A 26,973-nucleotide genomic window follows, 5' to 3' on the forward strand; every position below is an offset into this window, starting at 1 on the left:
CGACCCAAGGGTCGTCCCTCGTCGCCATTTTCCGTGGGTGCCGACCACCATGCTGAACAACAAACCATCATGCTGAACAACAAGCCGAACTGGCCGATCCTTGTCGTTGCAGTCGGCATCAGCCTGACCGCCTGCAAGATCCTGCCGACGCCCTCGGGGGACAGCGGCAGCGCCGCCGCCTTCAATCCGGACAAGATGGTCGAGGAGATATGGGCGGCGAAGGTCGTGCCTTACCTCCAGCAGAAAGCCGGGCCGTTTGCCGAAGTCCACGCTCTGGCGAAAACCGATCCTGCTTCCGCCGGCGCCAAATATGGCAATCCGAAGAAGCAGGCGAATTCGCCATGGACCTTCGCGGTTCGCGTCGAGGGCAAGATCATCGCCGCCAACACGCAGTCGCGGGCAGCGACCATGGATGTCGATGTCGACGGCGACGGCAAGGCCGATGCGCGGGTACAGATCGGACCGGCGATGCGCGGAACCGCGCTGCGCGACAGCCTCGATTTCATCCAGTTCAACGATTTTACCAACCAGATCGACTTCGCCCAGTTCGGCAAGGCGTTCAACGCCTATGCCGTCAAGGCCGTGCTTGCCAAACTGCCGCGTGACGCCTTGGAGGGCCGGACCGCCAAGGTCCTCGGCGCCTATACGCTCGAAAACGGCCAGGACCTGCCGCTGGTGACGCCGGCGGAGGCAGAAATCGGGCCGAAGCCATGAGTGCCGCCGCCGCTCACGATGTCATCCTGAAGCTGGAAGACGTCTCGAAGGTCTATTCCGGCACCGTCGCGGTCAAGCGCGCGAATTTCGAGGTACGCAAGGGGGCGGTCAATGTGCTGGTCGGCGAAAACGGCGCCGGCAAATCGACGCTGATGAAGATTATCGCCGGCGTCGAACAGCCGACGCTCGGCCGGATCCTCCTGGAAGGGGAGGAGGTCTCCTTCTCGTCCTCGGGCGACGCGGTGAACCGCGGCATCGGCATGGTGTTCCAGGAGCTGAACCTGTTTGGCAATATGACCGTCGCCGAGAACATCTTCGCCACGCGCGAGATCACCAACCGGTTCCGCAAGATCGACCGCAAGGAACAGGAGCGCCGTGCGGCGCAATTTCTCGAACGCCTGCAGGCCGGGATCCGACCGGACATGCTGGTCGAGGATCTGCGCATCGGCCAGCAGCAGCTGGTCGAGATCGCCAAGGCGGTTTCGCTCGATGCACGCATCCTGATCATGGACGAGCCGACCTCGGCGCTGAGTGCGGCGGAAGTCGAGATCCTGTTCAAGGTGATCGCCGACCTCAAGGCGCGCGGCGTGGCGATCGTCTACATCTCGCACCGGCTGGAAGAGCTGATCCGCATCGGCGACTACATCACGGTGCTGCGCGATGGACACATCACCGGCCAGGAAGAGATGAAAAACGTCGACACGCGGTGGATCGTGCGGCAGATGATCGGCTCCGACGCCAAGGATTTTGCCAAAGCCGACGGCCATGTTCCCGGCGAAGAGATATTCCGCGCCGAGGACATCTGCCTGCCGCGGGCTACCGGCGGGCTGGCGGTCGATCACGTCTCGCTGTCGCTGCGCGCCGGCGAGATACTCGGCATATACGGCCTGATGGGCGCCGGGCGAAGCGAGCTGTTCGACTGCATCATGGGCCGCCATGGCCAGGCGACCGGCGCGATCTTCATCGCCGGCAAAAAGGTCAAGGAGCGCGACACGACGCGGCGTATCCGGCGCGGGCTGGCGCTGATCCCCGAAGACCGCCAACGCGAAGGGCTAGTCTCGATCCTGTCCGTCGCGAGCAATCTGACACTGGCCAGCCTGTCGCGTTTTGTCCGCCTGTTTCACATTCGCGGCGGCCACGAGAAGCAGGCGGTGACGCAGATGGTGCGGGAACTGGCGATCAAGGTCGCCGACCCGGCGCAGGAGGTCTCATCGCTGTCGGGCGGCAACCAGCAAAAGGTGGTGATCGGCAAGGCGCTGCTCACCGGGCCGAAGGTGCTGCTGATGGATGAGCCCAGCCGTGGCATCGATGTCGGCGCCAAGGCCGACGTCTTCCGCACCATGCGCAAACTATCGCGCGATGGGCTCGGTATTCTGTTCGCCACCTCGGATCTCGATGAGGTGATGGCGCTGTCCGATCGCATCGCGGTGATGAGCAATGGAAAACTGACGGGCATGTTCGATCGCTCCGAGGCGACGGAGGCAGCCCTTGTCGCCGCCTCGGCACTTGGCCACGGACCGACCCCGCACACGGAGAAAAGCGCCCATGACTGACATCCCGGCCAAGGCGGCTGTCTCCTCCGTCTCGAGCGGCTCGCTGCTGCTGACGCTGATGAAGGCGAGGACGTTCATCGCGCTGATCGCCGTCTTGATCTTCTTTTCGATCGCGGCGCCGAATTTCCTGTCGACCGCCAACCTGATCCTGATGTCGAAACATGTGGCGCTGAACGCCTTCCTCGCCATGGGCATGACCTTCGTCATCATCACCGGCGGCATCGACCTGTCGGTCGGCTCGATCGTCGGTCTGTGCGGCATGGTCGCCGGCTACCTCGTGCTGAACGGCATCGACCTGCAATTCGGCTACACCATCTATTTCAACGTCGTCGAGATCGCGCTGATCACGCTGGCGGTCGGCATATTGATCGGCGCTGTCAACGGACTGCTGATCACCAGGCTGAACGTCGCGCCGTTCATCGCCACGCTCGGCGTGCTCTATGTCGCGCGCGGCCTGGCGTTGCTGTCGTCGGATGGCCGCACCTTCCCCAACCTGGTCGGCAAGCCGGAGCTCGGCACCACCGGGTTTGGTTTCCTCGGCGCCGGGCGGCTGCTTGGCCTGCCTGTGGCGATCTGGATCCTGATCGTCGTCGCGCTGGCTGCGGCCTATCTCGCCAAATACACGCCGCTCGGCCGCCACATCTTCGCCGTCGGCGGCAATGAGCGGGCGTCGCGAATTTCGGGCGTTCGTGTCAACATGGTGAAAATGTTCGTCTACATGTTCTCCGGCTTCTGCGCGGCGATCGTCGGCCTGATCATCTCGTCGGAACTGATGGCCTCGCACCCGGCAACGGGCGAAAGTTTCGAGCTCAACGCCATCGCGGCGGCAGTGCTCGGCGGCACCTCGATGTCGGGTGGGCGCGGCACGATCGGCGGCACCATTGTCGGCGCCTTCGTCATCGGCATTCTTTCGGACGGGTTGGTGATGATGGGCGTGAGTTCCTTCTGGCAGATGGTGATCAAGGGCCTTGTCATCATCGTCGCCGTCGTCGTCGACCAAGCGCAGCGCCGGCTGCAGAGCCGGGTGACGCTGATGCAGATGGCAAAGGCAGGCTGAGCATGGCGGAGTTGCGGGGAGGGCTCATCGGCTGCGGCTTCTTTGCCATCAACCAGATGCATGCCTGGCGCGACATTGAAGGCGCCGCGATGGTCGCCATTTGCGACCGCGACCCGGAGCGGCTGCGCATCATCGGCGACCAGTTCGGTATTGCGAAGCGCTACACCGACGCGGCAGAGATGTTTGCAAGCGAAAGCCTCGACTTCGTCGATATCGCCACCACCGTTCCCAGCCATCGTCCGCTGGTCGAGATGGCGGCGCTGCACCGTGTGCCGGTGATTTGCCAAAAGCCGTTCGCGCCGACGCTTGCCGACGCCAAGGCGATGGTGAGGGCCTGCGTGGAAGCCGGCGTACCGCTGATGGTGCATGAGAATTTTCGTTGGCAGTCGGCGATCCAGGCGGTGCGTGCCGTGCTCGACAGCGGCGAGATCGGCACGCCGTTCTTCGGGCGCATCTCCTTCCGCTCTGCCTATGACGTGTTTTCCGGCCAGCCCTATCTCGCCAAGGGAAAGCGCTTCATCATCGAGGATCTCGGTATCCACAGTCTCGACATCGCCCGTTTTCTACTGGGCGACGTGTCGACGATCACGACGCGAACCGCGCGCATCAACCCCGGCATCGCGGGCGAAGATGTCGCGACGATGCTGATGGACCACAAGAGCGGGGCGACGTCAGTGGTCGACTGTAGCTACGCGACGAAGCTCGCCACCGAACCGTTTCCCGAAACGCTGATCGAGATCGACGGCAGCGACGGCACGATCCGCTTGGCGCAGGGATATCGGCTCACCGTCACCGGCAGGAGCGGCACGAAGATCACTGACGTTTCGCCGCCCGTACTCGCCTGGGCATCGCGCCCATGGCACAACATCCAGGAGAGCGTCGTCGCCATCCAGCAGCACTGGGTCGACTGCCTGGCAAAGGGAACCGAGCCGGCGACCTCGGGCGCCGACAACCTCAAGACATTCGCGCTGGTCGAGGCGGCCTATCTGGGCGCCGCGAGCCACGAACCTGTCCACCTGGATGGCTTGCTGACATGACAGCCGACGCCTTCCTCCTCTACGGTACGCATGCCGTCGAGGCGGAGCCGGTCAGGCTGAATGCCGGTCTGCTCAGCGCCGACTTTGTCAACGGCAACCTGCGCACCATCCGTTACGGTGGCATCGAAGTGTTGCGCGCCATCGCCTACATCGTGCGCGACCGCGACTGGGGCACCTATGAACCGGCGCTGACGGACCTTGCCGTGGATCAGGACGCCGACAGCTTCTCCGTCAGCTACTCCGCAAGTTGCTTAGCGCCGGGCGGAAGCCGGCTAGACTTTCGCGCTACGATCAAGGGCTCCGCCAACGGTAACCTGGTGTTCGACGTCAGCGCGGTCCCTGAAAGCGATTTCGAGACCAATCGCTGCGGTTTTTGCGTCCTGCATCCGATCGCCGGCCTCGCCGGCAGCCCGGTCACGGTCGAGCATACGGACGGCAGCTTGGTGGCGACGAAACTGCCGCTGTTGATCGATCCCCGGCAGCCTTTCAAGGATTTGCGCGCGATCATCCATGAGGTCCGGCCGGGCATCACTGCCGAATGCCGGATGGAGGGCGACACTTTCGAGATGGAGGACCAGCGCAACTGGTCGGACGCGTCCTACAAGACCTATGTGCGGCCACTGGCGCTGCCTTGGCCCTATGTGCTGCCGGCCGGCCAAACTGTAAGCCAGACGGTCAGCCTGCGCATCACCGGCGAGGGGGGAATGCCGGCCGCAGCATCTGCCGCCGAACCGGTCAGCGTCGAACTCGGCGAGACCGGGCAGAGGCTGCCGGATCTCGGCGTGATCATCTACCCGGATGAGGTCGAAGCAGCGCTCGCAAATCTTTCGACATTGACCGAGCTCGGCCCGCAGCAACTTGTCTTCCACTACGATCCGACGCGCGGCCACGGTCTCGAAGCATTGCAGTCTTATGCAAGGCTCACCGCCGCCTATCCGGTGCAGACGACGCTGGAATGCGTCGTTGCCTGCGCGGGCGACCTCGATGCCGAGCTGTCAGGCGTTGCCGACATGGTGCGTCAAGCCGGGTTGAAGCTTTCGGCCATTGCCGTCTCGCCTTCGGTTGACCGGCAGTCGACACCGCCGGGCAGCGCGTGGCCGGACTGTCCGCCGCTCGAAGACGTCTATGCCGCGGCCCGTCGCGCCTTTCCCGATATCCGGCTCGGCGGCGGCATGTTCAGCTATTTCACCGAGCTCAACCGCAAGCGCGTGCCGGCGGGCCAACTCGATTTCGTCACCCACTGCACGTGCCCGATCGTGCACGCCGCCGACGATCTCAGCGTCATGCAGTCGCTGGAGGCGCTGCCCTTCATCACCGCGTCGGCGCGGGCGATCTTCGGGGAAAAGTCTTACCGCATCGGTCCATCGACGATCGCCATGCGCCAGAACCCCTATGGCGGCGCGACCAAGGGCAATCCCGGGGGCCAGCGCATCGCCATGGCCGATCGCGACCCTCGCCATGCCGGCCTGTTCGCAGCCGCATGGGCGATCGGCTATGCCGCGCGTGTCGCGCCGGCCGGGCTGGAACTGCTCACGCTGTCCGGCTTCGCCGGGCCTTTCGGCGTGCTCGCAGCATCCGGCGAACCCGTCGCGGAAGGATCGCCTCGGCCGATCTTCGATGCCATCAAGGGGCTTTGCGAACTGGCCGGCCTTACGTATGTGGCGACGAAAACGAGCGACGAGACCAAGGTGCTGGCGCTGGCCGGCCGCTCCGCTTCGGGCAAGACCGTGGCGTGGCTGGCGAACCTGACGGCGGACGACGTGACGGTCGACATCTCAGCGTTTGGCCGAGGCCAACTGGTGATGACCCCTTACGCGATCACGCGGATCGGCTGAAATCAGTTGCCGGAGTTCATCACATAAAGCGCGCGCGAGCGCTCGAGGTGCTTGATCATCGCCTTCTCGGCGCCGTCGGCATCCTTCTTCTCGATGCGGCCGATGATCTCTTCATGCTCGGTCAGCGTGAACTGTTCCTTGCCGGTCCAGATCAGCATTTCGGTGTGATATTCCTTCAGCCAACTGAGCATAGCCTCGCTGACGGCGATATAGATCGGGTTGCCTGAAATGGCCGCGATCTGGGTGTGAAACTTCATGTCGGCTGAAATGAAAGCCTCGGAATCGCCGCGAAAGCCACGCTGTTCGGCAATTGTGGCCCGCAGCTGCTCAACGTCCTCGGCAGTGGCATTTTCGGCGGCTTCCCTGACCATGCCGCGCTCGAAGAAGATGCGCGCCGTTTTCAGGTGCTCCAGCGTGTCCTTCGACGACGACAGGATGATCTTGGCTGCGCCGTCGACCTGCTTGATGATCGACTTGGCGGTCAGCTGCAGCACCTTGGCGCGTTCCCCATGCGAGATCGCGACGAGGCCCATATTGCTCAGCGCCTGCATCGCCTCGCGGATCGCGGGACGGCCGACCTCGAAGCGCTCCATCAACTCGCGCTCCGACGGCATGTCGTCGCCCGGCGTCAATTCTCCGCTGGTGATCAGGCGCTTCAGCCGCAAAAACACTTCGTCGGAAAGTTTGCGCCGGACGATCGGCTCCGAACGGTTCATCGTCGCGAATCACTCCCTTGACCTGTGTCTATCTAGCACTGCCGCAGCTGTTCCCGGAATGGCTGTCGCCCCGATCGCCCATAGCCGCCAGACAGGATATTGCTTGCAAAGCTTATGTACTCATTATACCAGATTCCGACGATCAAGGAACTCTTTTCGAACCCCCTGCGGCCTCAGACAACGAACCATGATCACGCTCACCTACCGCATCGAGACATCAGGCAGCATCGAGACGCTGGCAGCCAAGATCGCCAGCGACCAGTCGACTGGAACCTTCGTCGCGCTGCCCGGCGAGACCGAGGAACTGAAAGCCCGGGTGGCCGCGCGTGTCCTGGCCATTCGGCACCTGCCGGACGCACTTCGCCCCTCCATTCCCGAGGCCGGTAACGGGCCGTTCAAGCGCGCGGATGTCGACATCGCCTTTCCATTCGATGCCATCGGCCACGACCTGTCGGCTCTGATGACCATTGCCATCGGCGGCGCCTATTCGATCAAGGGCCTAACCGGCATTCGCGTTGTCGACATGAAGCTGCCGGAGCAATTCCGCGGCGCGCATCCAGGTCCGCAATTCGGCGTCGCCGGCAGCCGCAGGCTGACAGGTGTCACGGATCGGCCGATCATCGGCACCATCGTCAAGCCGGCGCTGGGGCTGCGGCCCCCCGAGACCGCCGCGATGGTGGGCGAGCTGATCGCCGCCGGTGTCGATTTCATCAAGGACGATGAGAAGCTGATGAGCCCAGCCTATTCGCCGCTGGCGGAGCGGGTAAAGGCAATCATGCCGCTGATCCTCGACCACGAGCAGAGGACCGGCAAGAAGGTGATGTATGCCTTCGGCATCTCGCATGCCGACCCGGACGAGATGATGCGCAATCACGATCTGGTGGCCAAGGCCGGCGGAAATTGCGCGGTGGTCAACATCAACTCCGTCGGTTTCGGTGGCCTGGCCTTCTTGAGAAAACGCTCCAGCCTGGTGCTTCACGCTCATCGCAACGGCTGGGACATCCTCACCCGCCATCCCGGCCTCGGTATGAACTTCAAGGTCTGGCAACAGTTCTGGCGGCTGCTCGGCGTCGACCAGTTCCAGATCAACGGCATCCAATCGAAATACTGGGAGCCGGACGCGTCTTTCGTCGAGTCCTTCAAGGCGGTGACGACGCCGATTTTTGCGCCTGAGGATTGCGCCTTGCCTGTGGCGGGCTCCGGCCAATGGGGCGGGCAAGCACCCGAGACCTATGAACGGACCGGCCGGACGGTCGATCTGCTCTATCTGTGCGGCGGCGGCATCGTCAGCCATCCGGATGGACCGGGCGCCGGGGTGCGTGCCGTGCAGCAAGCCTGGCAGGCGGCGGTCGACGGCATTCCGCTGGCGGATTTCGCCTTGAGCCATCCGGAGCTGGCGCGGTCGATCGAAAAATTCGGCGACGGCAAAGCGGCCTGAAGCAATGCAAGACCTGCTTCTCAGCTATTATGGCGACGACCTCACCGGCTCGACCGACGCCATGGAAGCGCTCGAACTCGGCGGCGTGCCGACCGTGCTGTTCATGCGCCAGCCGGACGCGGCCATGCTTGCGCAGTTCAGCCACTGCCGCGCCATTGGATTGGCCGGCACCAGCCGCAGCGAGACGCCACAATGGATGGACACGCATCTGAGCGATGCCTTCGCTTGGCTGAAGACGCTGAATGCCGCGATCTGTCACTACAAGGTCTGCTCGACCTTCGATTCCAGTCCGACGATCGGCAGCATCGGTCGCGCCATCGAGATCGGCCGCTCGGTTTTCGCTCAGGACAGCGTGCCGCTGCTGGTTGGGGCGCCGCAGCTCAAGCGTTACACCGCCTTCGGTCATTTGTTCGCGGCCTATCGTGAAAAGTATTTCCGCATCGACCGCCATCCGGTGATGAGCCGCCACCCGACGACGCCGATGGATGAATCCGACCTGCTGATCCATCTGTCGCGGCAGACGGAGCTCACATCGGGGCTGGTCGATCTCGCGACGTTGCAGTCGGTGTCGCGCTCGGAAGCCTTCGACCGCTTGCTCGCTGAGGGCACCGACATCGTACTTGTCGATGTCGACAGCCTCGAGACGCAGGCGCTTGCCGGCAAGGGGATATGGCGCGCCCGCAAGCCGGGCGGTTCGTTCGTCGTCGGCTCGTCCGGGATCGAATATGCGCTGCTGGCCGAATGGGTGTCGAGTGGGACAGTCAGAGCTGAGCCAGGATTTTCGCCGCCAGGTGCCGCCGACCGGATCGCGGTCGTCTCGGGCAGTTGTTCGCCGACGACCGAACGACAGATCCGGCACGCTTTGACCGACGGCTTCGATGGCATCGAGGTCGATCCCGTCGAACTGATCTCCGATGCTTCCGGAGATGCGATCGCACGCGCGACGGCAGCCGGTCGCGCCAGTCTGGAAGCCGGGCGCAGCGTCGTTCTCTACACGGCCCTTGGACCCGCGGCCGATAGGGGGGGCGAAATCGACCGCCAGGAAGGCGCCCGCCACAAGCTCGGGCGGGGCCTCGGCGAACTGCTTCGCGCGCTGACCATCGAGCAGAAGTTGCAGCGCGTGGTCGTTGCCGGCGGCGATACGTCGAGCCACGCGCTCGGCCAGATGGGTGTCGATGCGCTGACCGTGCGGATGCCGTTGCCGGCGTCGCCGGGCTCGCCGCTTTGCGTCGCTCACTCGCGCGTCAAGGCGATCGATGGGCTGGAGGTGGCACTCAAGGGCGGGCAGGTTGGAACCGACCGCTATTTCAGCGCCATCCGTGACGGCCTTAGCAGCTGATTACGCGTCGCCTGGCAACGGCGAGATCCATTCATGCCCTCTAACGGCGCCGTAGCGGTTTTTGTCGCGCATGTTGACGTTAAATTCACATAAAGATATGGGTGTTTTGTCCGGGCAAGGTACTTTTGCCATTTATCCGCCTTGCTCTATCGGGGTTGTCGCCATGTGTTTCGCCCTTGCATCAGACTGCAGGATCGCCCTGTAGCAATCGCCAATGCTGAAAGAGGCGGTGATCATGCCCAGCCTGCTCGGAATCGATAACGGCCTCACGGTCACCAAGGCGGTCATCTTCGATGCCGACGGCACGCAATTGTCCGTGGCGCGTCGCCGGGTGCCGCAATCGATGCCCCACGCGCGCTGGGTGGAGCGCGACATGTCAGGCCTGTGGCAAGCAACAGCCGACGCCATCAAGGAGGCGATCGCGCTCTCCGGCAGGCCGGCGGAAGACATCAAGGCGGTGGCGGCGACCGCGCATGGCGATGGTCTCTATCTGCTCGATCATGATCGTCAGCCTTTGGGACCAGGCATCCTGTCGCTCGACAGCCGCGCCGGCGACATTGTCGACAGGTGGTCCGCCGGTACCGTTTTCACCGATGCGCTGGCGACGACGGGCCAGACGCCGCATGTTTCGGCGCCGTCGGCGCTGCTGGCGTGGCTCAAGCAGAACGATCCTGATCGCTATGGCCGCATCGGCCATGTGCTGGCCTGCAAGGACTGGCTGCGCTTTTGCCTGACCGGCACGATCGGGACCGACCGCACGGAGGCCAGCACTTCATTCACGGATTTTCGCACGCAAGCCTATGCGCCTGAAGCGCTGCGCATCTTCGGGTTGGAGGATCTGTTCAACGCGCTGCCGCCGGTGGCGCATTCCGCTGACATCGCCGGTCAAGTCACAGCCGATGCCGCCGAAAGGACCGGCCTTCGCAAGGGAACACCGGTCGCCTGCGGCCTGCACGACGTGGCCGCATCGGCGCTTGGCATGGGCGGCCATGAAGACGGCGTGCTCGCCATCGTCGCCGGCACCTATTCCATCAATGAAGTCGTCTCTTCGCAACCGCGCGTCGACCGGCGTTGGTTCTGCCGCAACGCCATCGACGCGGGCCGTTGGAACAACATGTCGATCTCGCCGGCCTCGACCGCGAACTACGACTGGTTTCTCGACACGTTTTGCCGCGCGGAGCAGGACAGGACGGATGGCGGCTCCCTCCACGAATTGCTGGCGGGAGAGATCGACGCGGCGTTGAAGAAGCCTTCGACCATCCTGTTTCATCCCTATCTGTTCGGCTCTCCCTATGGCGATTTGGCCAGCGGCAGCTTTGTCGGCCTGCATGGCTGGCACAATCGCGGCGACATGCTGAAGGCGGTTCTGGAAGGCATCGCCTTCAATCACCGCACCCATGTCGAGGCTTTGCGCGAAGGCTTTGCTATCAGCGAGATCCGCCTGACCGGCGGCGGCTCGCGTAATCCTGCCTTCGTGCAGATGTTTGCCGACGTGCTGAACGCCCCGGTCACCGTCACCTCGACGGATGAGACCGCGGCCCTCGGTGCCGCGCTTTGCGCAGGTGCCGCGGTCGGGATCTTCGCGACGCCGCAACAGGGCGCCAGGCAGGTCGGGATGACGGAGCGGACGTATCAACCCGTGCCCGCCTCCAGTGCTGTGTTCAATGAGCGGTTTTCGCTCTACTGCCGCATAGCCGAGCAGCTGAAGTCGCATTGGCCTGATATCGAAAGGCTGGCGGGGGTAAACGCATGATCAAGGCCGACGAACGACGCGAAGAGATCGCCGATTATGTGATCAAGCTCGGCCAGGTGCGCATCGATGATCTGGTCGAGCATTTCGGCGTGTCGCGCATGACCATCCACCGGCATATCGACCGGCTGGCGCAGCAGGGCGTGCTGCGCAAGCTGCACGGTGCGGTGACGGTCCAGCCTTCCGGCCTCTACGAGAGCGCTTTCCGCTACCGGGTGACCGTCAATCGAGCCGAGAAGGATGCACTGGCGCGGGCGGCACTGGATTATATCGAGGCCGGCCAGGTGGTGATGCTGGACGATTCATCGACGGCAAACGCGGTCGCGACGCTGCTGCTCGACGTCAAGCCGCTGACCGTCATTTCCAACAGCGTTTCGACGGCGGGCCAATTGATCAATGTGGACGATATCGATTTCATCTGCCTCGGCGGCCAGTATCATCCCACTTACAATGCCTATATCGGCATTGTCTGCGAGAACGCCGTGGCGCAGTTGCGCGCCAATGTGCTGATCTGTTCGGCTTCGGCCGTCACCGGAACCACTGCTTTCATCCAGGATCCGAATGTCGTGCGGGTCAAGCAGGCGATGATGACCGCCTCCGTGAAGCGCATCCTTTTGGTCGACCACGCAAAATTCGACCGGATCGCGCTGCATGTCTTCGACGATCTGACCAGTTTCGACGCCGTGCTGGTGACCGAGGGCCTGGGCGATGCGCAGGCGCAGAGCCTCGAACGGGCGGGGGTGAAGTTGCGCATCGTCAAGACGAAGGCGCCATGAACCCAGCAGATGGAGCCGGGGCGGACAATCCCGCAGGGCGTCTCGCCGCGATGGCCGGGACCGGCGAAGTCGACGTCGTCATTCTTGGCGCCGGCATCAACGGGGCTGGGCTGTTTCGCGATCTGTGCGCGCAAGGTGTCAGCTGCCTGATCGTCGAAAAGGCGGATTTCGGCTCGGGCACCAGTGCCGCGCCGTCGAGGCTCATCCACGGCGGCTTGAAATATCTCGAGACCGGCGAGTTCGGGCTGGTGGCGCAGTCGACGCTCGAACGCAATCTGCTTCTTCAAAACGCGCCGCACTATGTCAGCCCGCTGCCGACCGTCATCCCGATCTTCTCGTGGAGCAAGGGCATGCTCGCGGCGTTGCGAACGCTGTTCGGCTCGACCAGCGCGCCGCGCAGCCGCGGCGCCATACTGATCAAGATCGGCTTGATGATCTACGATTTCTACGGTTCACGAAACCAGGTCATGCCGCGCCACCGCATGGTCGGGCGGCGGCAGGCGCTTGTTGAGATGCCGGCGCTCAATCCGGCGATCGTCGCCACCGGCACCTACTACGACGCCAAGATAAGTCACCCGGAAAGGCTGGTGCTGGAACTGATCCTCGACGGCTTGCAGGCTCACGCGGCGTCTGCCGGTGCCAACTACACGACACTGGCGGCTTCAGCCAATGGCGTGCTCACCTTCCAGCCGGAAAACGGCGCGGCCTTTTCGGTGCGGCCGAAGCTGGTGGTGAACGCCGCCGGTCCGTGGATCGACGACGTCAACGCGCTGCTTGGTGCTCCATCGAAGATGATCGGCGGCACCAAGGGCTCGCATATCCTTTTAAGGCATGACGAACTGGTCAAAAGCCTCGCCGGGCGCATGCTCTATTTCGAGGCCGATGACGGCCGCATCTGCCTGGTCTACGGCTATCTCGGCCTGGCGCTGGTCGGCTCGACCGACATCAAGGCCGACAATCCGGACGCGGTCCGCTGCGAACCCGAAGAAGTCGACTATCTGCTCGACAGCGTGCGAACGCTGCTGCCGGGCATGGCGTTCGAGCGCGACCAGATCGTCTACGCCTATAGCGGCATCCGGCCGCTGCCGACGTCTGAAGCAGCGACGCCCGGACTGATCAGCCGCGATCATTCGGCGCCCGTTGCCGAGCCGGACGGCAACAGGCCCTTTGCAGTCATTTCGCTGGTCGGCGGCAAATGGACGACGTTCCGCGGCTTTGCCGAGGAAGTCACTGATACCGTACTCAAGCGCTTGCAGCGCAGCCGCAAGATGTCGACTCAGTCGATGCCGATCGGCGGTGGGCGGGATTTTCCGGCCAATGCCGCCGCGCGCGCGGACTGGCTGGCTGAGGCACAGCAGGCAACGGGCGCCGGGGAAGGGCGCCTTGATCAATTGCTGTCGCGCTACGGGACCAGAGCCGTTGAGATCGCCAGGCACGGGTCGGATGATGAGGGTTGCCTGCCGGACTCCGGCGGCTACGGCAAGGCGGAAATCGACTACATCGCGCGCAACGAGTTCGTCGAACATCTGGCCGATGTCGTTATGCGCCGCAGCACGTTGGCGATAGGCGGCTCGCTGACGAGCCGCGACCTGCAGGAGATTGCCGCGATCGCGGGGCGGGCGTTGGGGTGGAGCACCGAGCGCCTCACGCGGGAGGTCGAAGCCGCTGTTGTCGAGCTCGAAGGCAGGAACCTGATGCGGCTGGACTGATCGCTTGATCGCCGACGCCTAGCTTTTCCTGAGGCAATCCGATCGATTTGCCCTTGTTGCGCCCTGTGCATCAACCTTCCCATTTTGCACCCGGATTGGGATTTGCCGGCGCCTACGGGCTCATGCCGTCACTGGATACGGTAACACAAATTGACGTTAAATTAACACTACCGTATGGTCATATTGTATGCTTACCTTCTAATAGGCTCGCGTTGGCTGCCGAACGTCGGCTGAGGCAACCATCTGCGGAGGGATTGACAGCGGTGCAAAGGTATGAAAATTTTTGCACACAAAGATAATATTATCACCCTGGGGAGGGATGGCTTGAATTCCGGCGGAAGCGCAAACCGCGACCATGAATCCAGCCTCGCCACGCGCGCGGCCTGGCTGCACTATGCCGGTGGTCTGACCCAGGCCCAGGTGGCCAAGCGGCTTGGCCTGACCAGCCTCAAGGCGCATAGGCTGATCACCAAGGCCAACCAGGAAGGTCTGGTCAGGGTCTTCATCGACGGCGACGTCGCCGAATGCGTCGACCTGGAACAGCGCCTGATCGCCGCCTATGGGCTCCACTATTGCGAGGTGGTTCCCGATCTCGATCAGGACGAACTGCCGCTCAAGGGGCTGGGCATTGCCGGCGCCCAGTTCCTGAAGCGCGAAATCGATCGCGGCGAAGACATGCTGATCGGCGTCGGCCATGGCCGCACGCTTGCCGCCAGCGTCGAATATCTGACGCGCGCAACTGCTGCTCACATCCGTTTCGTCTCGCTGCTTGGCGGCGTGACGCGCAAATTCGCCGCCAACCCGCACGACGTCATGCATCGCCTGGCAGAGCGGACCGGCGCGCAGGCTTTCGTCATGCCGGTGCCTTTTGTCGCCAATACCGCCGAGGACCGCGAAGTGCTGCTTGGCCAGCGCGGCATCAGCGATGTGTTCGCTCTCGCCAGCCGGTCCGACCTGATGTTCGTCGGAATAGGCACGGCCGAGCGGGAGGCGTCGCTGGTCGCCACCGGCATGATCGAGCCTTCCGAAATCGACGAGGTCAAGCGTGACGGCGGCGTTGGTGAATTGCTGGCGCATTTCTTCGACGACAAGGGGCGTCCGGTCGAAACGGCGCTGTCGGAAAGAATACTGGCGCTTCCGCGCGATCAGTTGAAGGGCCGCAGGATCGTTGCCGTCGCCGGCGGCAAGGTGAAGGTGCGCGCCATCAAGGCAGTACTCGAAAGCCGTTATCTCAGCGGCCTGATCACCGACGAATGCACGGCCCGCGCGCTGGTCGAGCTCGACGATGCAGCCGGGACCGCGAAGCGCTGCGTGAACGGAGGAACTTCGAATGCGTGACAACGGACAATCCGCACCGCTGGTGGTTGCATCATGAGCGCGAAGGCCACCGCCCGGCAAGCTTCGCCCGGCCTGCGCCGGGTGCTTGCCGGCGCTGCGGTTGTGGTTCTGCTCGGCGCCATGGCGCTCGATACCAAGGTGATCAAGATCGGCTCTGCCGGCGATGTTCGCAACGCGGTGTTTTCGGCCGCCGACTACGGCAAGTCTGAATTTCCCAAGGTGCAGGCCGATGTCGAAGCGCGTGCCGCCGACGCCGCAACGGTGGCAACGGCGATCGCCAAGGACAGGGCGACGGCCGAAAAGGAATATGGCGTGCCGGCGGGAGTCGGACCGGTCATCTCGGTCAAGTTCACCGGCGTCGTCGGCGAGGGAAAATCGGGCATCTACAAGGTCGCCGTCGACGGTTTGCCGGACACGTTGACCGTCCGCGTACAGACTGGGCCGGCGATCAACGGAACCGAGCTTCGCGACGCCACCGGCAAGATCACCTTTGGTCAGTTCACCAACCAGATCGAGTATCAGGACGCCGGCTCGGCGCTGAACAACGAGATGAAGAAGGAGGTGCTGGCGAAAGTCGATACCAGTGCCTTGACCGGCAAGACAATAGCGGTGGTCGGCGTCTTCAAGCTGGTCAATCCGAAGAGCTGGCTGGTCACACCGGTGAGGCTGGACGTCAAATGACAATGGCTGCCGGCACAGAACCCGCGACTGGCGATGCCGTGCTTTCGGCGCGCAATGTCGTCATGTCGTATGGCGGCGTCCACGCGCTCAAGGGCGTCAACTTCGACATCCATCGCGGCAAGGTCACCACCCTGTTCGGAGAGAATGGCGCCGGCAAATCGACGCTGATGAAGATCCTGTCCGGCGTGGTGACGCCGACATCCGGCGACATCGTGCTCGACGGCAATCTCGTCAGCTTTGCCTCGTCTTCGGACGCGCGCGATCGCGGCATTTCGATCATCCACCAGGAGCTCAGCCTGGCGCCGAATCTGAGCGTTCGCGACAACATCTTCATGGGCCGCGAACTGCGCACCAGAACCGGCCTCGACTTCGCCGAGGAGGCGCGCCAGGCGCGGGCGCTGATGGCCGACCTCGAAGAAGACATCGATCCGATGACCCTGGTCGAGGACCTGCGCCTGGGGCAGCAACAGATCGTCGAGATCGCACGCGCGCTGTCGGTCGATTCCCGCATCCTGATCATGGACGAGCCGACCTCCGCACTCAGTGCGACCGAGGTGGAGGTGCTGTTCAAGGTGATCCGCGATCTGACCAGCCGCGGTGTCTCCATCGTCTACATCTCGCATCACCTCGAAGAGGCGCTGCAGATCACCGACTACGCCGTCGTGCTGCGTGACGGGGCGATCACGGCAACGGCCGAGGCCAAGGACATCGACCTCGAATGGATCGTCCGCAACATGGTGGGCGAGAATTTCGATCTCGGCTCGCCGCCGACCGGCCACGAGTTCGGCGCGGTGGCGCTGTCGATCGAGGATGTCAGCGTCACCGACGCTTCGGGTTCAGGCTACGTCGTCGATCATCTGTCGCTGGATGTCAAAGCGGGCGAGATCGTCTGCATCTATGGGCTGATGGGCGCGGGCCGCACGGAATTGCTGGAGGCCGTCGCCGGCCGTGTGCCCATGGCGGGCGGGCGGGCGCTGCTGGAGGGTGAGGACGTTTCGGGACTGACCATTGCCCAGCGCATCGCCCGAGGTCTGGTTCTGGTCCCCGAGGATCGCCAGCGCGATGGCCTGGTTCAGACCATGACCGTCGGCCGCAATCTGTCGCTTGCCAGCATCGAGGCGTTCGCGAAAGGCCTGTTCCTCTCCCGGCCGAGGGAACGCGCACTGATCGACGATTCGATCCGCAAGGTGACCATCAAGACCGCGGGCGGCAACGCCATGATCGGATCGCTGTCGGGCGGCAACCAGCAGAAGGTCGTCATCGGCAAGATGCTGACGACAGATCCCAAGGTCATCCTTCTCGACGAGCCGAGCCGCGGCATCGATGTCGGCGCCAAGGCCGAAGTCTTTCGCTTGCTCAGCGAGCGCGCCGCGCAAGGCTTGGCGGTCGTCTTCTCGACTTCGGAGGTCAATGAGTGCCTCAGCATCGCCCATCGCATCGTCGTGATGCGGCGCGGCAAGATTTCAGCCGAATTCGGCGCCAACGCCACCAAAGAGCAGATCATGGCCGCCTCCGGCGAAGCCGTGGTCGCCTGACCATAGAATTTCGGAGCCCCGACCCATGAGCGATGTCAGCCAGGCCAGCAAACAGTCCAGCCCCAATGCGGGCGGCGAGGGCTTCGACGTGGCCAAGCTGCTGCTCGAAGGCCGGGCCTTCTTTGCCCTGATCGTCATCATTGTCGTCTTCTCGATCCTGTCGCCCTATTACCTCTCGGTGGCGAATTTCCTGACCATGGCCTCGCATGTCGCCATCTTCGGGATTCTCGCCGTCGGCATGCTGCTGGTCATCCTCAATGGCGGCATCGACCTGTCGGTGGGGTCGACGCTCGGGCTTGCCGGCGTCGTCGCTGGGTTTCTGATGCAGGGCGTGACGCTGACCTGGCTGGGCGTCGTTCTCTACCCGCCGGTCTGGGTGGTCGCGGTGCTGGCCTGCATGCTGGGTGCGGCCGTCGGGCTTATCAACGGCGTGCTGATCGCGCGGTTCAAGGTTCCGGCCTTCGTCGCCACGCTCGGCGTCATGTACATGGCGCGCGGCCTGGCACTGCTGATGACCAGCGGCCTGACCTACAACAATCTCGGCGGCAAGCCGGAGTTGGGCAACACCGGTTTCGATGCTCTCGGCTTCAACCGCCTGTTCGGCGTGCCGACCGGCGTGGTGGTGCTGGCGGTTATCGCGCTGATCGGCAGCATCGTCCTGAACCGCACCGCCTTTGGACGCTGGCTCTACGCCTCGGGCGGCAATGAGCGCGCCGCCGAACTCTCCGGCGTTCCGGTCAAGACCGTGCAGATTTCGGTCTATGTGCTGTCGGGCATCTGCGCCGCCATTGCCGGCCTGATCCTGTCCTCGCAGCTGACCTCGGCCGGGCCGACCGCCGGCACCACCTACGAACTGACGGCCATCGCCGCCGTGGTCATCGGCGGCGCCGCACTCACCGGCGGGCGCGGCAACATTCGCGGCACCTTGCTCGGAGCCTTCGTCATCGGCTTCCTATCCGATGGTCTGGTGATCATCGGCATCTCATCCTACTGGCAGACAGTGTTCACCGGCGCCGTCATCGTGCTCGCCGTGCTCCTCAATGCCGTTCAGTATCGCCGCCGTAGCAAGCTTCCAGCTTCGACGGGCGGCCAACCGACTTCTCAGAAACGGGGGAAGGCCGAACCGGCCAATCCTGCCCAAGGGAAGACTGCCAGCTGACTGGCAGCAAGACCGCGTAAAATCATTGGAGGAATGTACATGAAAATCGTGCTTAGAAGTTTGCTTGCCGCCGCGATGGTGGTCGGGTTTAGCGCAGCCGCATCGGCCGCGGGCCTGATCTCGATCATCGTCAACGATCCGGCCAACCCCTACTGGCTGACCGAAGGCAACGTCGCCAAGGCCGAAGCCGAAAAGCTTGGCTATACAGCCAACGTCGCCGCCCACAAGGGCGACACCAATACCGAAAGCAATCTGATCGACACCGCCATCACCAACAAGTCGGTGGCGATCATCCTCGACCCGGCCAATGCCGATGGTTCGGTCGGCGCGGTGAAGAAGGCGATTGCCGCCAACATCCCGGTTTTCCTCGTCAATGCCGAGATCAACCAGGAAGGTCTTGCCAAGGGACAGCTCGTCTCCAACAACGCCCAGGGTGCGGCTCTCGGCGCCCAGCAGTGGGTGCAGGCGGTCGGTGAAAAGGGCAAGTATGTCGAACTGCTCGGCGCCCCCTCGGACAACAACGCCGCCACGCGCTCGAACGGCTACGCGACTGTGCTGAGCCAGTATCCGGATCTCGAAAAGGCCGCTTCGCAGGTCGCCAACTGGGATCGTACCCAGGGACACGACAAGATGCAGAGCATGCTGCAGGCCAATCCCGACATCATCGCGGTGATCAGCGGCAACGACGAAATGGCGCTTGGCGCGGTTGCGGCGCTGAAGGAAGCCGGCAAGCTCGCCGGCATCAAGGTCGGCGGCTTTGACGGCTCCCCGGATGCGGTTGCGGCCATCAAGTCCGGCGAACTGCAGTACACCGTGCTTCAGCCGGTGGCCATCTTCTCGGCCAAGGCCGTGCAGCAGGCCGACTCGTTCATCAAGACGGGCGCTACCGGCGCCACCAGCGAGAAGCAACTGTTCGATTGCCTGCTCATCACCAAGGACAATGTGGACAAGTACACCGCACCCTTCGTGCTGTCGGAATAAAAACCTGCTCAGGGGGTGTCCTTCGCGGACACTCCCTGGCTCTTCCATGGCTTCGAGACAACAAAGACTGCTCCTTGTGACTTGCCTTCATAACCATCCGGAACTTGCGGCATGAAAGACCTGCTGATCGGGATCGACGCGGGAACGTCCGTGATCAAATCGGTCGCTTTCGATCTATCGGGGCGGCAGCTCGCCATGGCATCGGTGACCAACAGCTTCGTCACGCTGGAAGGCGGCGGCGCCGAACAGGACCTTAATCAGACCTGGCGCGACATGGTGCTGACCGTTCTCGATCTGGCGACGAAAATTCCAGACCTCGCGCGGCGAACCGCGGCCGTCGCGGTCACCGGGCAGGGCGACGGCACCTGGCTGATCGATGGCGACGGCATGCCGGTCGGGCGCGCGTGGCTCTGGCTCGATGCGCGCGCCGGACATCTGGTGGACGAGATGCGCGGCGATCCCCGGGATCGCACGCGGTTCGAGATCACCGGCACCGGGCTCAACGCCTGCCAGCAGGGCGCTCAGCTCAGCTGGCTGAAGAAAAACAGCCCGGAAATCCTGGAGCGCGCCGCCACTGCCTTTCACTGCAAGGACTGGCTCTATTTCAAGATGACCGGCGAGCGCGCCACCGATCCTTCGGAGGGAACATTCACCTTCGGCGATTTCCGCGCGCGCAGCTATTCCGACGAGGTGCTCGACATTCTGCGTCTGACGTCGCACCGCCGCCTGCTGCCCCCCATGCTCGAAGGCACGACCGACCATCATCCGCTTTCTGCGTCGGCAGCAGGCGAGACCGGCCTGCTTGCGGGCACGCCGGTGGTGCTGGGCTACGTCGACATGGTCAGCACCGCGCTCGGCGCCGGCCTCTATGATCCAAGCGGCAATGTTGGCTGCACGGTCATCGGATCGACCGGCATCCACACGCGCCTGGCGCGCACAGCCGACGATGTCATCCTCAACGACAACGCGTCCGGCTACACGATCGCCATGCCGGTTCCCGGCGCCTATGCGCAACTGCAATCCAATATGGCGGCGACGCTCAACATCGACTGGCTGCTCGGCCTGGCGCGCGACGTGCTGACCGCCAGCGGCGCAAAACCTTCGGGCGACGAATTGCTGAAAGCGCTCGATGTCTGGGTCGAAGGATCGGAGCCGGGATCGCTGGTCTATCAGCCCTATATCTCGCTCGCCGGCGAACGCGGACCGTTCGTTGACTCCGACGCACGCGCGGGCTTCATCGGGCTTTCCGTCAAGCACGGTTTTGGCGATCTGGCGCGCGCAGTTCTCGAAGGATTGGCCTTCGCGGCCCGCGATTGCTACCAGGCAATGGGCAGCATGCCCGGCGAAATCCGCCTGTCTGGCGGCGCCGCGCGCAGCCCGTCGCTGCGCCGCATCATCGCCGCGGCGACCCGTGCGCAAGTCAGGACCAGCAGCCGCCAGGAAGCCGGCGCCGCGGGTGCGGCGATGATGGCCGCAGTCGGGCTTGGCGTCTATCGCTCGATGGATGATTGCTGCGCCGAGTGGGTGACGCCGCTGCTGGGCGAATGCGACGCCTATGACGAGGCGCTTTCGCAAACCTACGATGCGCTGTTTCCGTCTTTTGTCGCGGCGCGTCAGGCGCTGCATCCGGTGTGGAAATCGATGGCGCACCGCACAGGAGCTAAGTCTTGAGCGATACAACGGATATTGTCGATCTCTTCGTGATCGGCGGCGGCGTCAACGGCGCCGGCATCGCGCGCGATGCGGCCGGTCGCGGGCTGTCGGTTATCCTGTGCGAGAAGGACGATCTGGGGCAAGGCACCAGTTCGCGTTCCGGCAAGCTGGTGCATGGCGGCCTGCGCTATCTCGAATATTACGAGTTCCGGTTGGTGCGCGAAGCGCTGATCGAACGCGAGGTGCTGCTGGAGGCGGCGCCGCACATCATCTGGCCAATGCGCTTCGTGCTGCCGCACAGCCCCGAGGACCGGCCGGCATGGCTGGTGCGGCTCGGGCTGTTTCTCTACGACCATCTTGGCGGCCGCAAGCGGTTGCCGGGAACGAGGACACTGAATTTGAGAACAGCGCCGGAAGGGGAGCCGATCAAGGACGAATTCAAGCGCGGCTTCGAATATTCCGACTGCTGGGTCGATGACGCCAGGCTGGTGCTGCTCAATGCGCTCGACGCCAGTCAGCGCGGCGCAAAAGTCTTCACCCGCACCGCCTGTATTGCTGCCCGGCGCGAAGGCGGCATGTGGTCCATCGACATGCAGGATGGCCGCACCGGTGCGGTGACGAAGGTCCGCGCACGCGGGCTGGTCAACGCGGCCGGGCCATGGGTGAATGACATCGTCAGCCGCGTCGCTGGACAGAATTCCACCCGCAACGTTCGCCTGGTGAAGGGCAGCCATATCGTCGTGCCAAAATTCTGGGAGGGACGGCAGGCCTATCTGATCCAGAACAACGACAAGAGGGTGATTTTCGTCAACCCGTATGAGAACGATCTGGCGCTGATCGGCACCACCGACATACCCTATCAAGGCAGGCCTGAGCTAGTGGCGGCCGAAGCCAGCGAAATCGATTATCTGATCAAGGTGGTCAACCGCTACTTCAAGCGCCAACTCACCGCGCAGGACGTGGTCTACAGTTTCTCGGGCGTGCGGCCGCTCTATGACGACAATGCCGACAACCCGAGCGCGGTGACGCGCGACTACATGTTCGAACTCGACGCCCCGAACGGTGGCGCGCCGCTGCTTTCTGTGTTCGGCGGCAAGATCACCACCTTCCGCAAACTGTCCGAACATGCTCTGGAAAAGATCCAGCCCTTCTTTCCGACCATAAAGAAGGCCTGGACGGCCAAAATTCCCCTGCCGGGAGGCGACCTGCCCAACGCGGATTTCGAACAGTTCCTGGGCGATCTGCACGCCGAGTTTTCGTGGCTTAGCCCGTCGCTGGTGAAGCACTATGCCCGCAGCTACGGCACGCGCACACGCGCCTTGCTGAAAGGCGTAAAAGGCGAAGCCGATCTCGGCCGTCGTTTCGGCCCGGATTTCTATGAGCTCGAAGCTGTCTTCCTGTTCGAGACCGAATGGGCGATGACCGCCGCCGACGTTCTCGAACGCCGGACCAAACACGGGCTGCATATCAATGCGGCCGAGCGGAAAACATTCGAAGACTGGTGCACAAAGACAATGGCGGCGGTGAACTGATGGCCTTCACGCTTTCGCTGAACACCAACCCGCTGGTCAATCGCTTCGCCGATCCCGACGATCTGATCGACGCCATTGCCTATGGCATCGGCATCCGCGACGTGCAGCTGACGCATGAATTCGTCAATCCGGGCTGGCCGGCGGCAACGATCGCCAAGTTCGTTCGCCTGTTCAACAGCGCCTTGGCGCGGACCGGCGTGCGGATCACTTCGGGTATGACCGGTCCCTATGGCCGGCTCAATCATTTCGGCCATCCGGACGCGGATGTGCGCCGCTATTATGTCGATTGGTTCAAGACCTTCGCCGACATCTCCGCCGAACTCGGCGCGTCGGGCATGGGCACGCAGTTCGCCATATTCACCTACAAGGATTTTGACGATCCGCAGCGGCGCGCGGCGCTTCTCGATATCGCGCTCGAGTGCTGGCGCGAAGTGGCCGAGCACGCCAAGGCGGCGGGCCTGACCTATTTGTTCTGGGAACCGATGTCGGTGGGGCGGGAGTTCGGCCACACGATCGAAAGCTGCGTCGAATTGCAGGGCGCCATCGATGCGGCCAAGCTGCCGATCCCGATGCAGATGATGGTCGACATCGACCATGGCGACGTGACCTCGCCCAATCCTGACGACACTGATCCCTATGCCTGGGCGAAAGCGTTCCCGTTGCAATCGCCGATCATCCACATCAAGCAATCGTCGATGAACAAGGGCGGGCACTGGCCGTTCACCGCCGCCTACAACAAGGATGGCCGCATCATCCCGCAGAAGCTGCTCGACGCCGTGCGGGCGGGTGGCGGAACCGACAATGAAATCTGCCTTGAACTTTCCTTCCGGGAGAGGGAACCGGTCGATCATCAGGTTATTGCAATGATCCGTGAGTCGGTGGATTTCTGGGCGCCTTACATCGACAGCGGCCGCGAAAGTCTCAAGCCTCGCGCTTGAGGCAAACCGCCGGCCCGAAGGCCGGCGCAGACCCGGAAACACGCATCATTCGAATTTCTGATCGAAGGAGAGAAGAATGGCCCCATATTGGGTCGGCACGAGCTGGAAGATGAACAAGACGCTGGCGGAGGCGCTGCAGTTCGCCGAGGCATTGGCGGCGTTCGTGCCGGGCTTCGATCCGGCGATACAGCCTTTCGTCATTCCCCCCTTCACCGCGGTGCGGCAGGTCAAGGCGGCGCTCGCCAACACCCGCGTCAAGGTCGGCGCCCAGAACATGCATTGGGCCGATGCCGGCGCCTGGACGGGCGAGATTTCGCCGGTGATGCTGAGGGATTGTGGGCTCGACCTGATCGAACTCGGCCATAGCGAGCGCCGTGAGCTTTTTGGCGAGACGGACAAGACTGTGGGACTGAAAACGGCGGCGGCAGTCAGGCACGGCTTCGTACCCTTGATTTGTGTCGGCGAGACGCTGGCCGAGCGCGAGGGCGGCCGCGCCGACGAAATTCTGACCGCGCAGGTTTTGGGCGCGCTGCAGGGTCTCGCAAACAATGAGTTGTCGGCAGAGATACTCTTTGCCTATGAACCGGTGTGGGCGATCGGCGAGAAAGGCATTCCGGCCAGCGCCGACTATGCCGACAAGCAGCAGGCGCTGATCAAGCAGATCGCAGCAACCCGGTTGCCGACCGCCCCGCTTGTGCTCTACGGCGGCAGCGTCAATCCCGGCAACGCGGCCGAACTGATCGGCCAGCCGCATATCGATGGGCTGTTCATCGGCCGCTCGGCATGGCAAGCGGAAGGCTATATCGACATTCTCAAAAAGGCGTCGGCCGCCATCGCGCGCTGACCACGAAAACGAAGGAGTTAATTGCCATGAAGATCGCACTCGGAGCCGACAGCGCCGGCAAGCCGCTGCTCGATGTCATCGCCAAGCATCTCGCCACCAAGCCAGAACTGCAGGTCGTCGATCTCAGCCAGGCCGGATTCTACGCCGATATTGCCGCTGCGGTCGGCCACGAAATTGTCGACGGCAATTACGACCGCGCCATCCTGTTTTGCGGCACCGGCATCGGCGTCAGCATCTCGGCCAACAAGGTGCCCGGAATCCGTGCCGCGCTAACCCACGACACCTATTCGGCGGAACGCGCTGCGAAATCCAACAATGCCCAGATCATCACCATGGGTGCGCGCGTCATCGGCCCCGAACTGGCCAAATCGATCGCCGACGCCTGGCTGGCCTCGGAGTTCGATCCGAACGGTCCCTCTGCCGCCAATGTGCAGGCTGTCGACAAGCTCGACGCGAAGCGCTGAGGATTCGCTCCCGACCTAGCCGGTCAAGGCGATCCGCATCGCCTCGATGACGGTTACGGCGGACGCCGCGCCTGGATCCATATGGCCAAGCGAGCGTTCGCCGAGGCGGGAGGCCCGGCCCTTGGTGGCGATCATCGCCTTGGTCGCCTCCGCGCCGGCCTTTGCCACCTCGGCTGCAGCCGCGAGGCTGCCGGCCAGCCCCTTGCCGGCGGCCAGTGCCTCGCCCGCAGCCGTCGCGGCCGGCGCCCACGCATCGATCATCGTCTTTTCGCCAGGCTCGGCCTTGCCGCGATCCTGAATGCCTCTGGCCATCGCTTGGAACATAGCGACCGCGTCGGCGTCGTCGAGCGTCGCCTTGCCCTTGACGGCGGCCGCGCCGCGCATGAATGCCGTGGCATAGAGCGGGCCCGAGGAGGCGCCGACGGCGTTGAGGAACGACTTCGCCGCCGTGTTCAGCAAGATGGTCGGATCGGTGGTGCCGGTATCCAATGCGGCCACCGCATCGCGTGCCGCGGCAAATCCAAGCTCCATCGCAATGCCGTGGTCGGCATCGCCGATCACCCCGTCAAGCGCGCACAACCGATCCCGGTCGGCTGACATAGCGTCGGCGATGGCCGCGAACATCGCGGCAAGGCGGGTGGTGTCGATTGTCGTCATCTCTTGTTCCTTGCCGTTCACCAAGTTTACCCGGCGCGAAACATGGCGCAGTCGCAAGGGTGGTCGAGCATCGTTTGCAACTCGTCGTCGAGGTGGTGCAGCGTAATCGAAGCGCCGGCCATTTCGAGCGAGGTGCAGTAATTGCCGACCCAGCTTGCGTGAATGGATACACCGATATCGTCAAGCCTCTGCTTCACGCGCCGGTTCATGATGTAGAGTTCCATCAGCGGCGTCGAACCCAGCGAATTGACCAGAACGGCGACCTTCTCGCCGCGTGCCGGCGCCATCTCGGCGAGAATCCTCTCCAGCATTTCGTCAGTGATCTCGTCGGCCGTTTTGAGTTTTCCTCGTGCGATGCCGGGTTCGCCATGGATGCCCATGCCGATCTCCATCTCGTCGGGTCCGATCTCGAAATTCGGCCGGCGGGTTTGCGGCAACGAACAGGGCGCCAATGCCACGCCCATGGTGAATGTGTGGTCGTTGGCCTTCCCGGCAATGCGTTCGCATTCGTCGAAGGACAGCATCCGGTCGCAGGCAGCGCCTGCCGCCTTGAAGATGAAGAAGTTGCCGGCGACACCGCGCCTCTTGTGCCTGTCGCCAACGGGCGCGGAAGCGACGTCGTCGGTGCTCAGAACCGTGCGCACCTCGATGTCGTCCATCGCGGCCATCTCGGCCGCCATGTCGAAATTCATGACGTCGCCGGCATAGTTGCCGTACATGAACAGCACACCGGCGCCGCCGCTCGCCGCCTTGGCGCATTCGAGGATCGGGTCGGGCGGCGGAGAGGCGAAGACATTGCCGATCGCCGCCGCGTCGGCCAGCCCCTTGCCGACGAAGCCGAGAAAACTCGGCTCGTGGCCCGAGCCGCCACCAATGACAAGGCCTACCTTGCCTTGGCGCGGTCCATCGCGGGCGATGATAGAGCGCGGGCTTCCGTCAACGGCTTTGAGATGGCGGGGATGCGCAGCCAGGATGCCTTCCAGCATCTCGTCGACGGCGCGATTGCCGTCATTGATGATCTTCTTGGTTTGCACCAACGTCCTCCCGATTTGGTATTTTCATAGATGATACCGGGCGTTATCAGGCTGCCTTCGGGCGAGGGCAGGGGCGCGATGCCCACCAAACTGCCTCGATCGGCTTCGTAGCTGTTACCAGCCGTTCTGGCAGAAGCTAAGCGGACCGAAGTGCGCGGACAATGGCGCTGTAGTGTACAAGATCGCACCACGGCTTAGAAAAGGCGGTGGCTCCCCGGGCCGGACAAGTTAGA

The 26,973-nt window shown here is 63.4% G+C and carries 23 protein-coding genes; 20 read left to right on the forward strand and 3 right to left on the reverse strand.

Translation table 11 applies throughout. The features are described from left to right. The first annotated feature begins 69 nt into the window (after positions 1-69). The 5 genes from NLY43_RS30945 to apnL are packed head-to-tail and all read left to right on the forward strand — an operon-like array spanning position 70 to position 6,196. Complete coding sequence (locus NLY43_RS30945) at positions 70-714, forward strand: DUF2291 family protein (RefSeq protein ID WP_023688188.1); 645 nt, start codon at positions 70-72, stop codon at positions 712-714. Then, entirely contained in the window at positions 711-2,267 is a 1,557-nt protein-coding gene (locus tag NLY43_RS30950) for a sugar ABC transporter ATP-binding protein (RefSeq protein WP_023710720.1), read from the forward strand. Before NLY43_RS30945 ends, NLY43_RS30950 begins: the two co-directional genes overlap by 4 nt. After that, positions 2,260-3,324, forward strand: a complete 1,065-nt coding sequence (locus NLY43_RS30955; protein WP_023681701.1) for an ABC transporter permease — start codon at positions 2,260-2,262, stop codon at positions 3,322-3,324. Before NLY43_RS30950 ends, NLY43_RS30955 begins: the two co-directional genes overlap by 8 nt. A 2-nt stretch (positions 3,325-3,326) precedes the next feature. Beyond that, positions 3,327-4,361: a Gfo/Idh/MocA family protein gene (locus tag NLY43_RS30960; RefSeq protein ID WP_023681700.1), complete on the forward strand. Its 1,035-nt coding sequence runs from the start codon at positions 3,327-3,329 to the stop codon at positions 4,359-4,361. After that, positions 4,358-6,196, forward strand: coding sequence for a D-apionate lactonase (gene apnL, locus NLY43_RS30965; RefSeq protein ID WP_023710719.1), 1,839 nt, complete (start codon positions 4,358-4,360; stop codon positions 6,194-6,196). Before NLY43_RS30960 ends, apnL begins: the two co-directional genes overlap by 4 nt. 2 nt (positions 6,197-6,198) lie before the next feature. Here the strand turns inward: apnL and NLY43_RS30970 are convergent, their stop codons facing one another. Then, the gene (locus tag NLY43_RS30970; RefSeq protein ID WP_023710718.1) at positions 6,199-6,912 is read right to left on the reverse strand and encodes a transcriptional regulator NanR; all 714 of its coding nucleotides are present in this window, start codon (positions 6,910-6,912) and stop codon (positions 6,199-6,201) included. A gap of 187 nt (positions 6,913-7,099) precedes the next feature. On the opposite strand from NLY43_RS30970, the gene oiaX reads away from it, so the two are divergent. The 15 genes from oiaX to derI all read left to right on the forward strand — a co-directional run bounded on the left by oiaX (position 7,100) and on the right by derI (position 25,049). After that, positions 7,100-8,350, forward strand: a complete 1,251-nt coding sequence (gene oiaX, locus NLY43_RS30975; RefSeq protein WP_023697638.1) for a 3-oxo-isoapionate-4-phosphate decarboxylase OiaX — start codon at positions 7,100-7,102, stop codon at positions 8,348-8,350. 4 nt (positions 8,351-8,354) lie between these two features. Beyond that, positions 8,355-9,689: a four-carbon acid sugar kinase family protein gene (locus NLY43_RS30980; protein WP_023710717.1), complete on the forward strand. Its 1,335-nt coding sequence runs from the start codon at positions 8,355-8,357 to the stop codon at positions 9,687-9,689. A 235-nt stretch (positions 9,690-9,924) separates the two neighbouring features. Then, the gene (locus NLY43_RS30985) at positions 9,925-11,442 is read left to right on the forward strand and encodes an FGGY-family carbohydrate kinase (RefSeq protein WP_023688194.1); all 1,518 of its coding nucleotides are present in this window, start codon (positions 9,925-9,927) and stop codon (positions 11,440-11,442) included. Next, on the forward strand, positions 11,439-12,215 hold the full coding sequence (locus NLY43_RS30990; RefSeq protein WP_023672603.1) for a DeoR/GlpR family DNA-binding transcription regulator: 777 nt from the start codon (positions 11,439-11,441) through the stop codon (positions 12,213-12,215). The genes NLY43_RS30985 and NLY43_RS30990 overlap by 4 nt, the downstream gene beginning before the upstream one ends. After that, positions 12,212-13,924, forward strand: a complete 1,713-nt coding sequence (locus NLY43_RS30995) for a glycerol-3-phosphate dehydrogenase/oxidase (protein ID WP_023710716.1) — start codon at positions 12,212-12,214, stop codon at positions 13,922-13,924. Before NLY43_RS30990 ends, NLY43_RS30995 begins: the two co-directional genes overlap by 4 nt. Before the next feature lie 273 nt (positions 13,925-14,197). Beyond that, positions 14,198-15,262, forward strand: coding sequence for a sugar-binding transcriptional regulator (locus NLY43_RS31000; protein ID WP_245263962.1), 1,065 nt, complete (start codon positions 14,198-14,200; stop codon positions 15,260-15,262). Positions 15,263-15,295: 33 nt separating this feature from the next. After that, entirely contained in the window at positions 15,296-15,943 is a 648-nt protein-coding gene (locus NLY43_RS31005; protein ID WP_023710715.1) for a DUF2291 family protein, read from the forward strand. Continuing rightward, positions 15,940-17,478: a sugar ABC transporter ATP-binding protein gene (locus tag NLY43_RS31010; protein ID WP_023697632.1), complete on the forward strand. Its 1,539-nt coding sequence runs from the start codon at positions 15,940-15,942 to the stop codon at positions 17,476-17,478. Before NLY43_RS31005 ends, NLY43_RS31010 begins: the two co-directional genes overlap by 4 nt. A gap of 25 nt (positions 17,479-17,503) precedes the next feature. After that, positions 17,504-18,637 carry an ABC transporter permease gene (locus NLY43_RS31015; RefSeq protein ID WP_023688198.1) on the forward strand — a complete coding sequence of 378 codons (1,134 nt, stop codon included), beginning with the start codon at positions 17,504-17,506 and terminating at the stop codon, positions 18,635-18,637. Between the two features lie 39 nt (positions 18,638-18,676). Further along, entirely contained in the window at positions 18,677-19,618 is a 942-nt protein-coding gene (locus tag NLY43_RS31020) for a D-ribose ABC transporter substrate-binding protein (protein WP_081726801.1), read from the forward strand. A gap of 111 nt (positions 19,619-19,729) precedes the next feature. After that, positions 19,730-21,289 (forward strand): FGGY-family carbohydrate kinase, encoded by a 1,560-nt coding sequence (locus tag NLY43_RS31025; RefSeq protein WP_023710714.1) that lies wholly within the window; start codon positions 19,730-19,732, stop codon positions 21,287-21,289. After that, the gene (locus tag NLY43_RS31030) at positions 21,286-22,803 is read left to right on the forward strand and encodes a glycerol-3-phosphate dehydrogenase (protein ID WP_023710713.1); all 1,518 of its coding nucleotides are present in this window, start codon (positions 21,286-21,288) and stop codon (positions 22,801-22,803) included. The genes NLY43_RS31025 and NLY43_RS31030 overlap by 4 nt, the downstream gene beginning before the upstream one ends. Then, complete coding sequence (locus tag NLY43_RS31035) at positions 22,803-23,741, forward strand: sugar phosphate isomerase/epimerase family protein (RefSeq protein WP_023710712.1); 939 nt, start codon at positions 22,803-22,805, stop codon at positions 23,739-23,741. The genes NLY43_RS31030 and NLY43_RS31035 overlap by 1 nt, the downstream gene beginning before the upstream one ends. Positions 23,742-23,817: 76 nt before the next feature. Next, positions 23,818-24,585, forward strand: a complete 768-nt coding sequence (locus tag NLY43_RS31040) for a triose-phosphate isomerase (RefSeq protein WP_023710711.1) — start codon at positions 23,818-23,820, stop codon at positions 24,583-24,585. A gap of 26 nt (positions 24,586-24,611) precedes the next feature. Further along, the gene (derI, locus tag NLY43_RS31045; protein ID WP_023672592.1) at positions 24,612-25,049 is read left to right on the forward strand and encodes a D-erythrulose-4-phosphate isomerase; all 438 of its coding nucleotides are present in this window, start codon (positions 24,612-24,614) and stop codon (positions 25,047-25,049) included. Positions 25,050-25,064: 15 nt separating this feature from the next. Here derI and dhaL read toward each other — a convergent pair whose 3' ends face one another. Beyond that, entirely contained in the window at positions 25,065-25,706 is a 642-nt protein-coding gene (dhaL, locus tag NLY43_RS31050; RefSeq protein ID WP_023710710.1) for a dihydroxyacetone kinase subunit DhaL, read from the reverse strand. A 26-nt stretch (positions 25,707-25,732) separates the two neighbouring features. Next, complete coding sequence (locus NLY43_RS31055; RefSeq protein WP_023710709.1) at positions 25,733-26,740, reverse strand: dihydroxyacetone kinase subunit DhaK; 1,008 nt, start codon at positions 26,738-26,740, stop codon at positions 25,733-25,735. Between the last annotated feature and the right edge of the window lie 233 nt (positions 26,741-26,973).

It is taken from the genome of Mesorhizobium sp. C416B (assembly GCF_030323165.1).
GTDB lineage: Bacteria > Pseudomonadota > Alphaproteobacteria > Rhizobiales > Rhizobiaceae > Mesorhizobium.

What these genes read in the sequence shown, in the direction of transcription:
- NLY43_RS30945 (WP_023688188.1), top strand. Translation starts at nt 70, where the DNA reads ATGCTGAACAACAAGCCGAACTGGCCGATCCTTGTCGTTGCAGTCGGC.
- NLY43_RS30950 (WP_023710720.1), top strand. Translation starts at nt 711, where the DNA reads ATGAGTGCCGCCGCCGCTCACGATGTCATCCTGAAGCTGGAAGACGTC.
- NLY43_RS30955 (WP_023681701.1), top strand. Translation starts at nt 2,260, where the DNA reads ATGACTGACATCCCGGCCAAGGCGGCTGTCTCCTCCGTCTCGAGCGGC.
- NLY43_RS30960 (WP_023681700.1), top strand. Translation starts at nt 3,327, where the DNA reads ATGGCGGAGTTGCGGGGAGGGCTCATCGGCTGCGGCTTCTTTGCCATC.
- apnL (WP_023710719.1), top strand. Translation starts at nt 4,358, where the DNA reads ATGACAGCCGACGCCTTCCTCCTCTACGGTACGCATGCCGTCGAGGCG.
- NLY43_RS30970 (WP_023710718.1), bottom strand. Translation starts at nt 6,912, where the DNA reads ATGAACCGTTCGGAGCCGATCGTCCGGCGCAAACTTTCCGACGAAGTG.
- oiaX (WP_023697638.1), top strand. Translation starts at nt 7,100, where the DNA reads ATGATCACGCTCACCTACCGCATCGAGACATCAGGCAGCATCGAGACG.
- NLY43_RS30980 (WP_023710717.1), top strand. Translation starts at nt 8,355, where the DNA reads ATGCAAGACCTGCTTCTCAGCTATTATGGCGACGACCTCACCGGCTCG.
- NLY43_RS30985 (WP_023688194.1), top strand. Translation starts at nt 9,925, where the DNA reads ATGCCCAGCCTGCTCGGAATCGATAACGGCCTCACGGTCACCAAGGCG.
- NLY43_RS30990 (WP_023672603.1), top strand. Translation starts at nt 11,439, where the DNA reads ATGATCAAGGCCGACGAACGACGCGAAGAGATCGCCGATTATGTGATC.
- NLY43_RS30995 (WP_023710716.1), top strand. Translation starts at nt 12,212, where the DNA reads ATGAACCCAGCAGATGGAGCCGGGGCGGACAATCCCGCAGGGCGTCTC.
- NLY43_RS31000 (WP_245263962.1), top strand. Translation starts at nt 14,198, where the DNA reads ATGAAAATTTTTGCACACAAAGATAATATTATCACCCTGGGGAGGGAT.
- NLY43_RS31005 (WP_023710715.1), top strand. Translation starts at nt 15,296, where the DNA reads ATGAGCGCGAAGGCCACCGCCCGGCAAGCTTCGCCCGGCCTGCGCCGG.
- NLY43_RS31010 (WP_023697632.1), top strand. Translation starts at nt 15,940, where the DNA reads ATGACAATGGCTGCCGGCACAGAACCCGCGACTGGCGATGCCGTGCTT.
- NLY43_RS31015 (WP_023688198.1), top strand. Translation starts at nt 17,504, where the DNA reads ATGAGCGATGTCAGCCAGGCCAGCAAACAGTCCAGCCCCAATGCGGGC.
- NLY43_RS31020 (WP_081726801.1), top strand. Translation starts at nt 18,677, where the DNA reads ATGAAAATCGTGCTTAGAAGTTTGCTTGCCGCCGCGATGGTGGTCGGG.
- NLY43_RS31025 (WP_023710714.1), top strand. Translation starts at nt 19,730, where the DNA reads ATGAAAGACCTGCTGATCGGGATCGACGCGGGAACGTCCGTGATCAAA.
- NLY43_RS31035 (WP_023710712.1), top strand. Translation starts at nt 22,803, where the DNA reads ATGGCCTTCACGCTTTCGCTGAACACCAACCCGCTGGTCAATCGCTTC.
- NLY43_RS31040 (WP_023710711.1), top strand. Translation starts at nt 23,818, where the DNA reads ATGGCCCCATATTGGGTCGGCACGAGCTGGAAGATGAACAAGACGCTG.
- derI (WP_023672592.1), top strand. Translation starts at nt 24,612, where the DNA reads ATGAAGATCGCACTCGGAGCCGACAGCGCCGGCAAGCCGCTGCTCGAT.
- dhaL (WP_023710710.1), bottom strand. Translation starts at nt 25,706, where the DNA reads ATGACGACAATCGACACCACCCGCCTTGCCGCGATGTTCGCGGCCATC.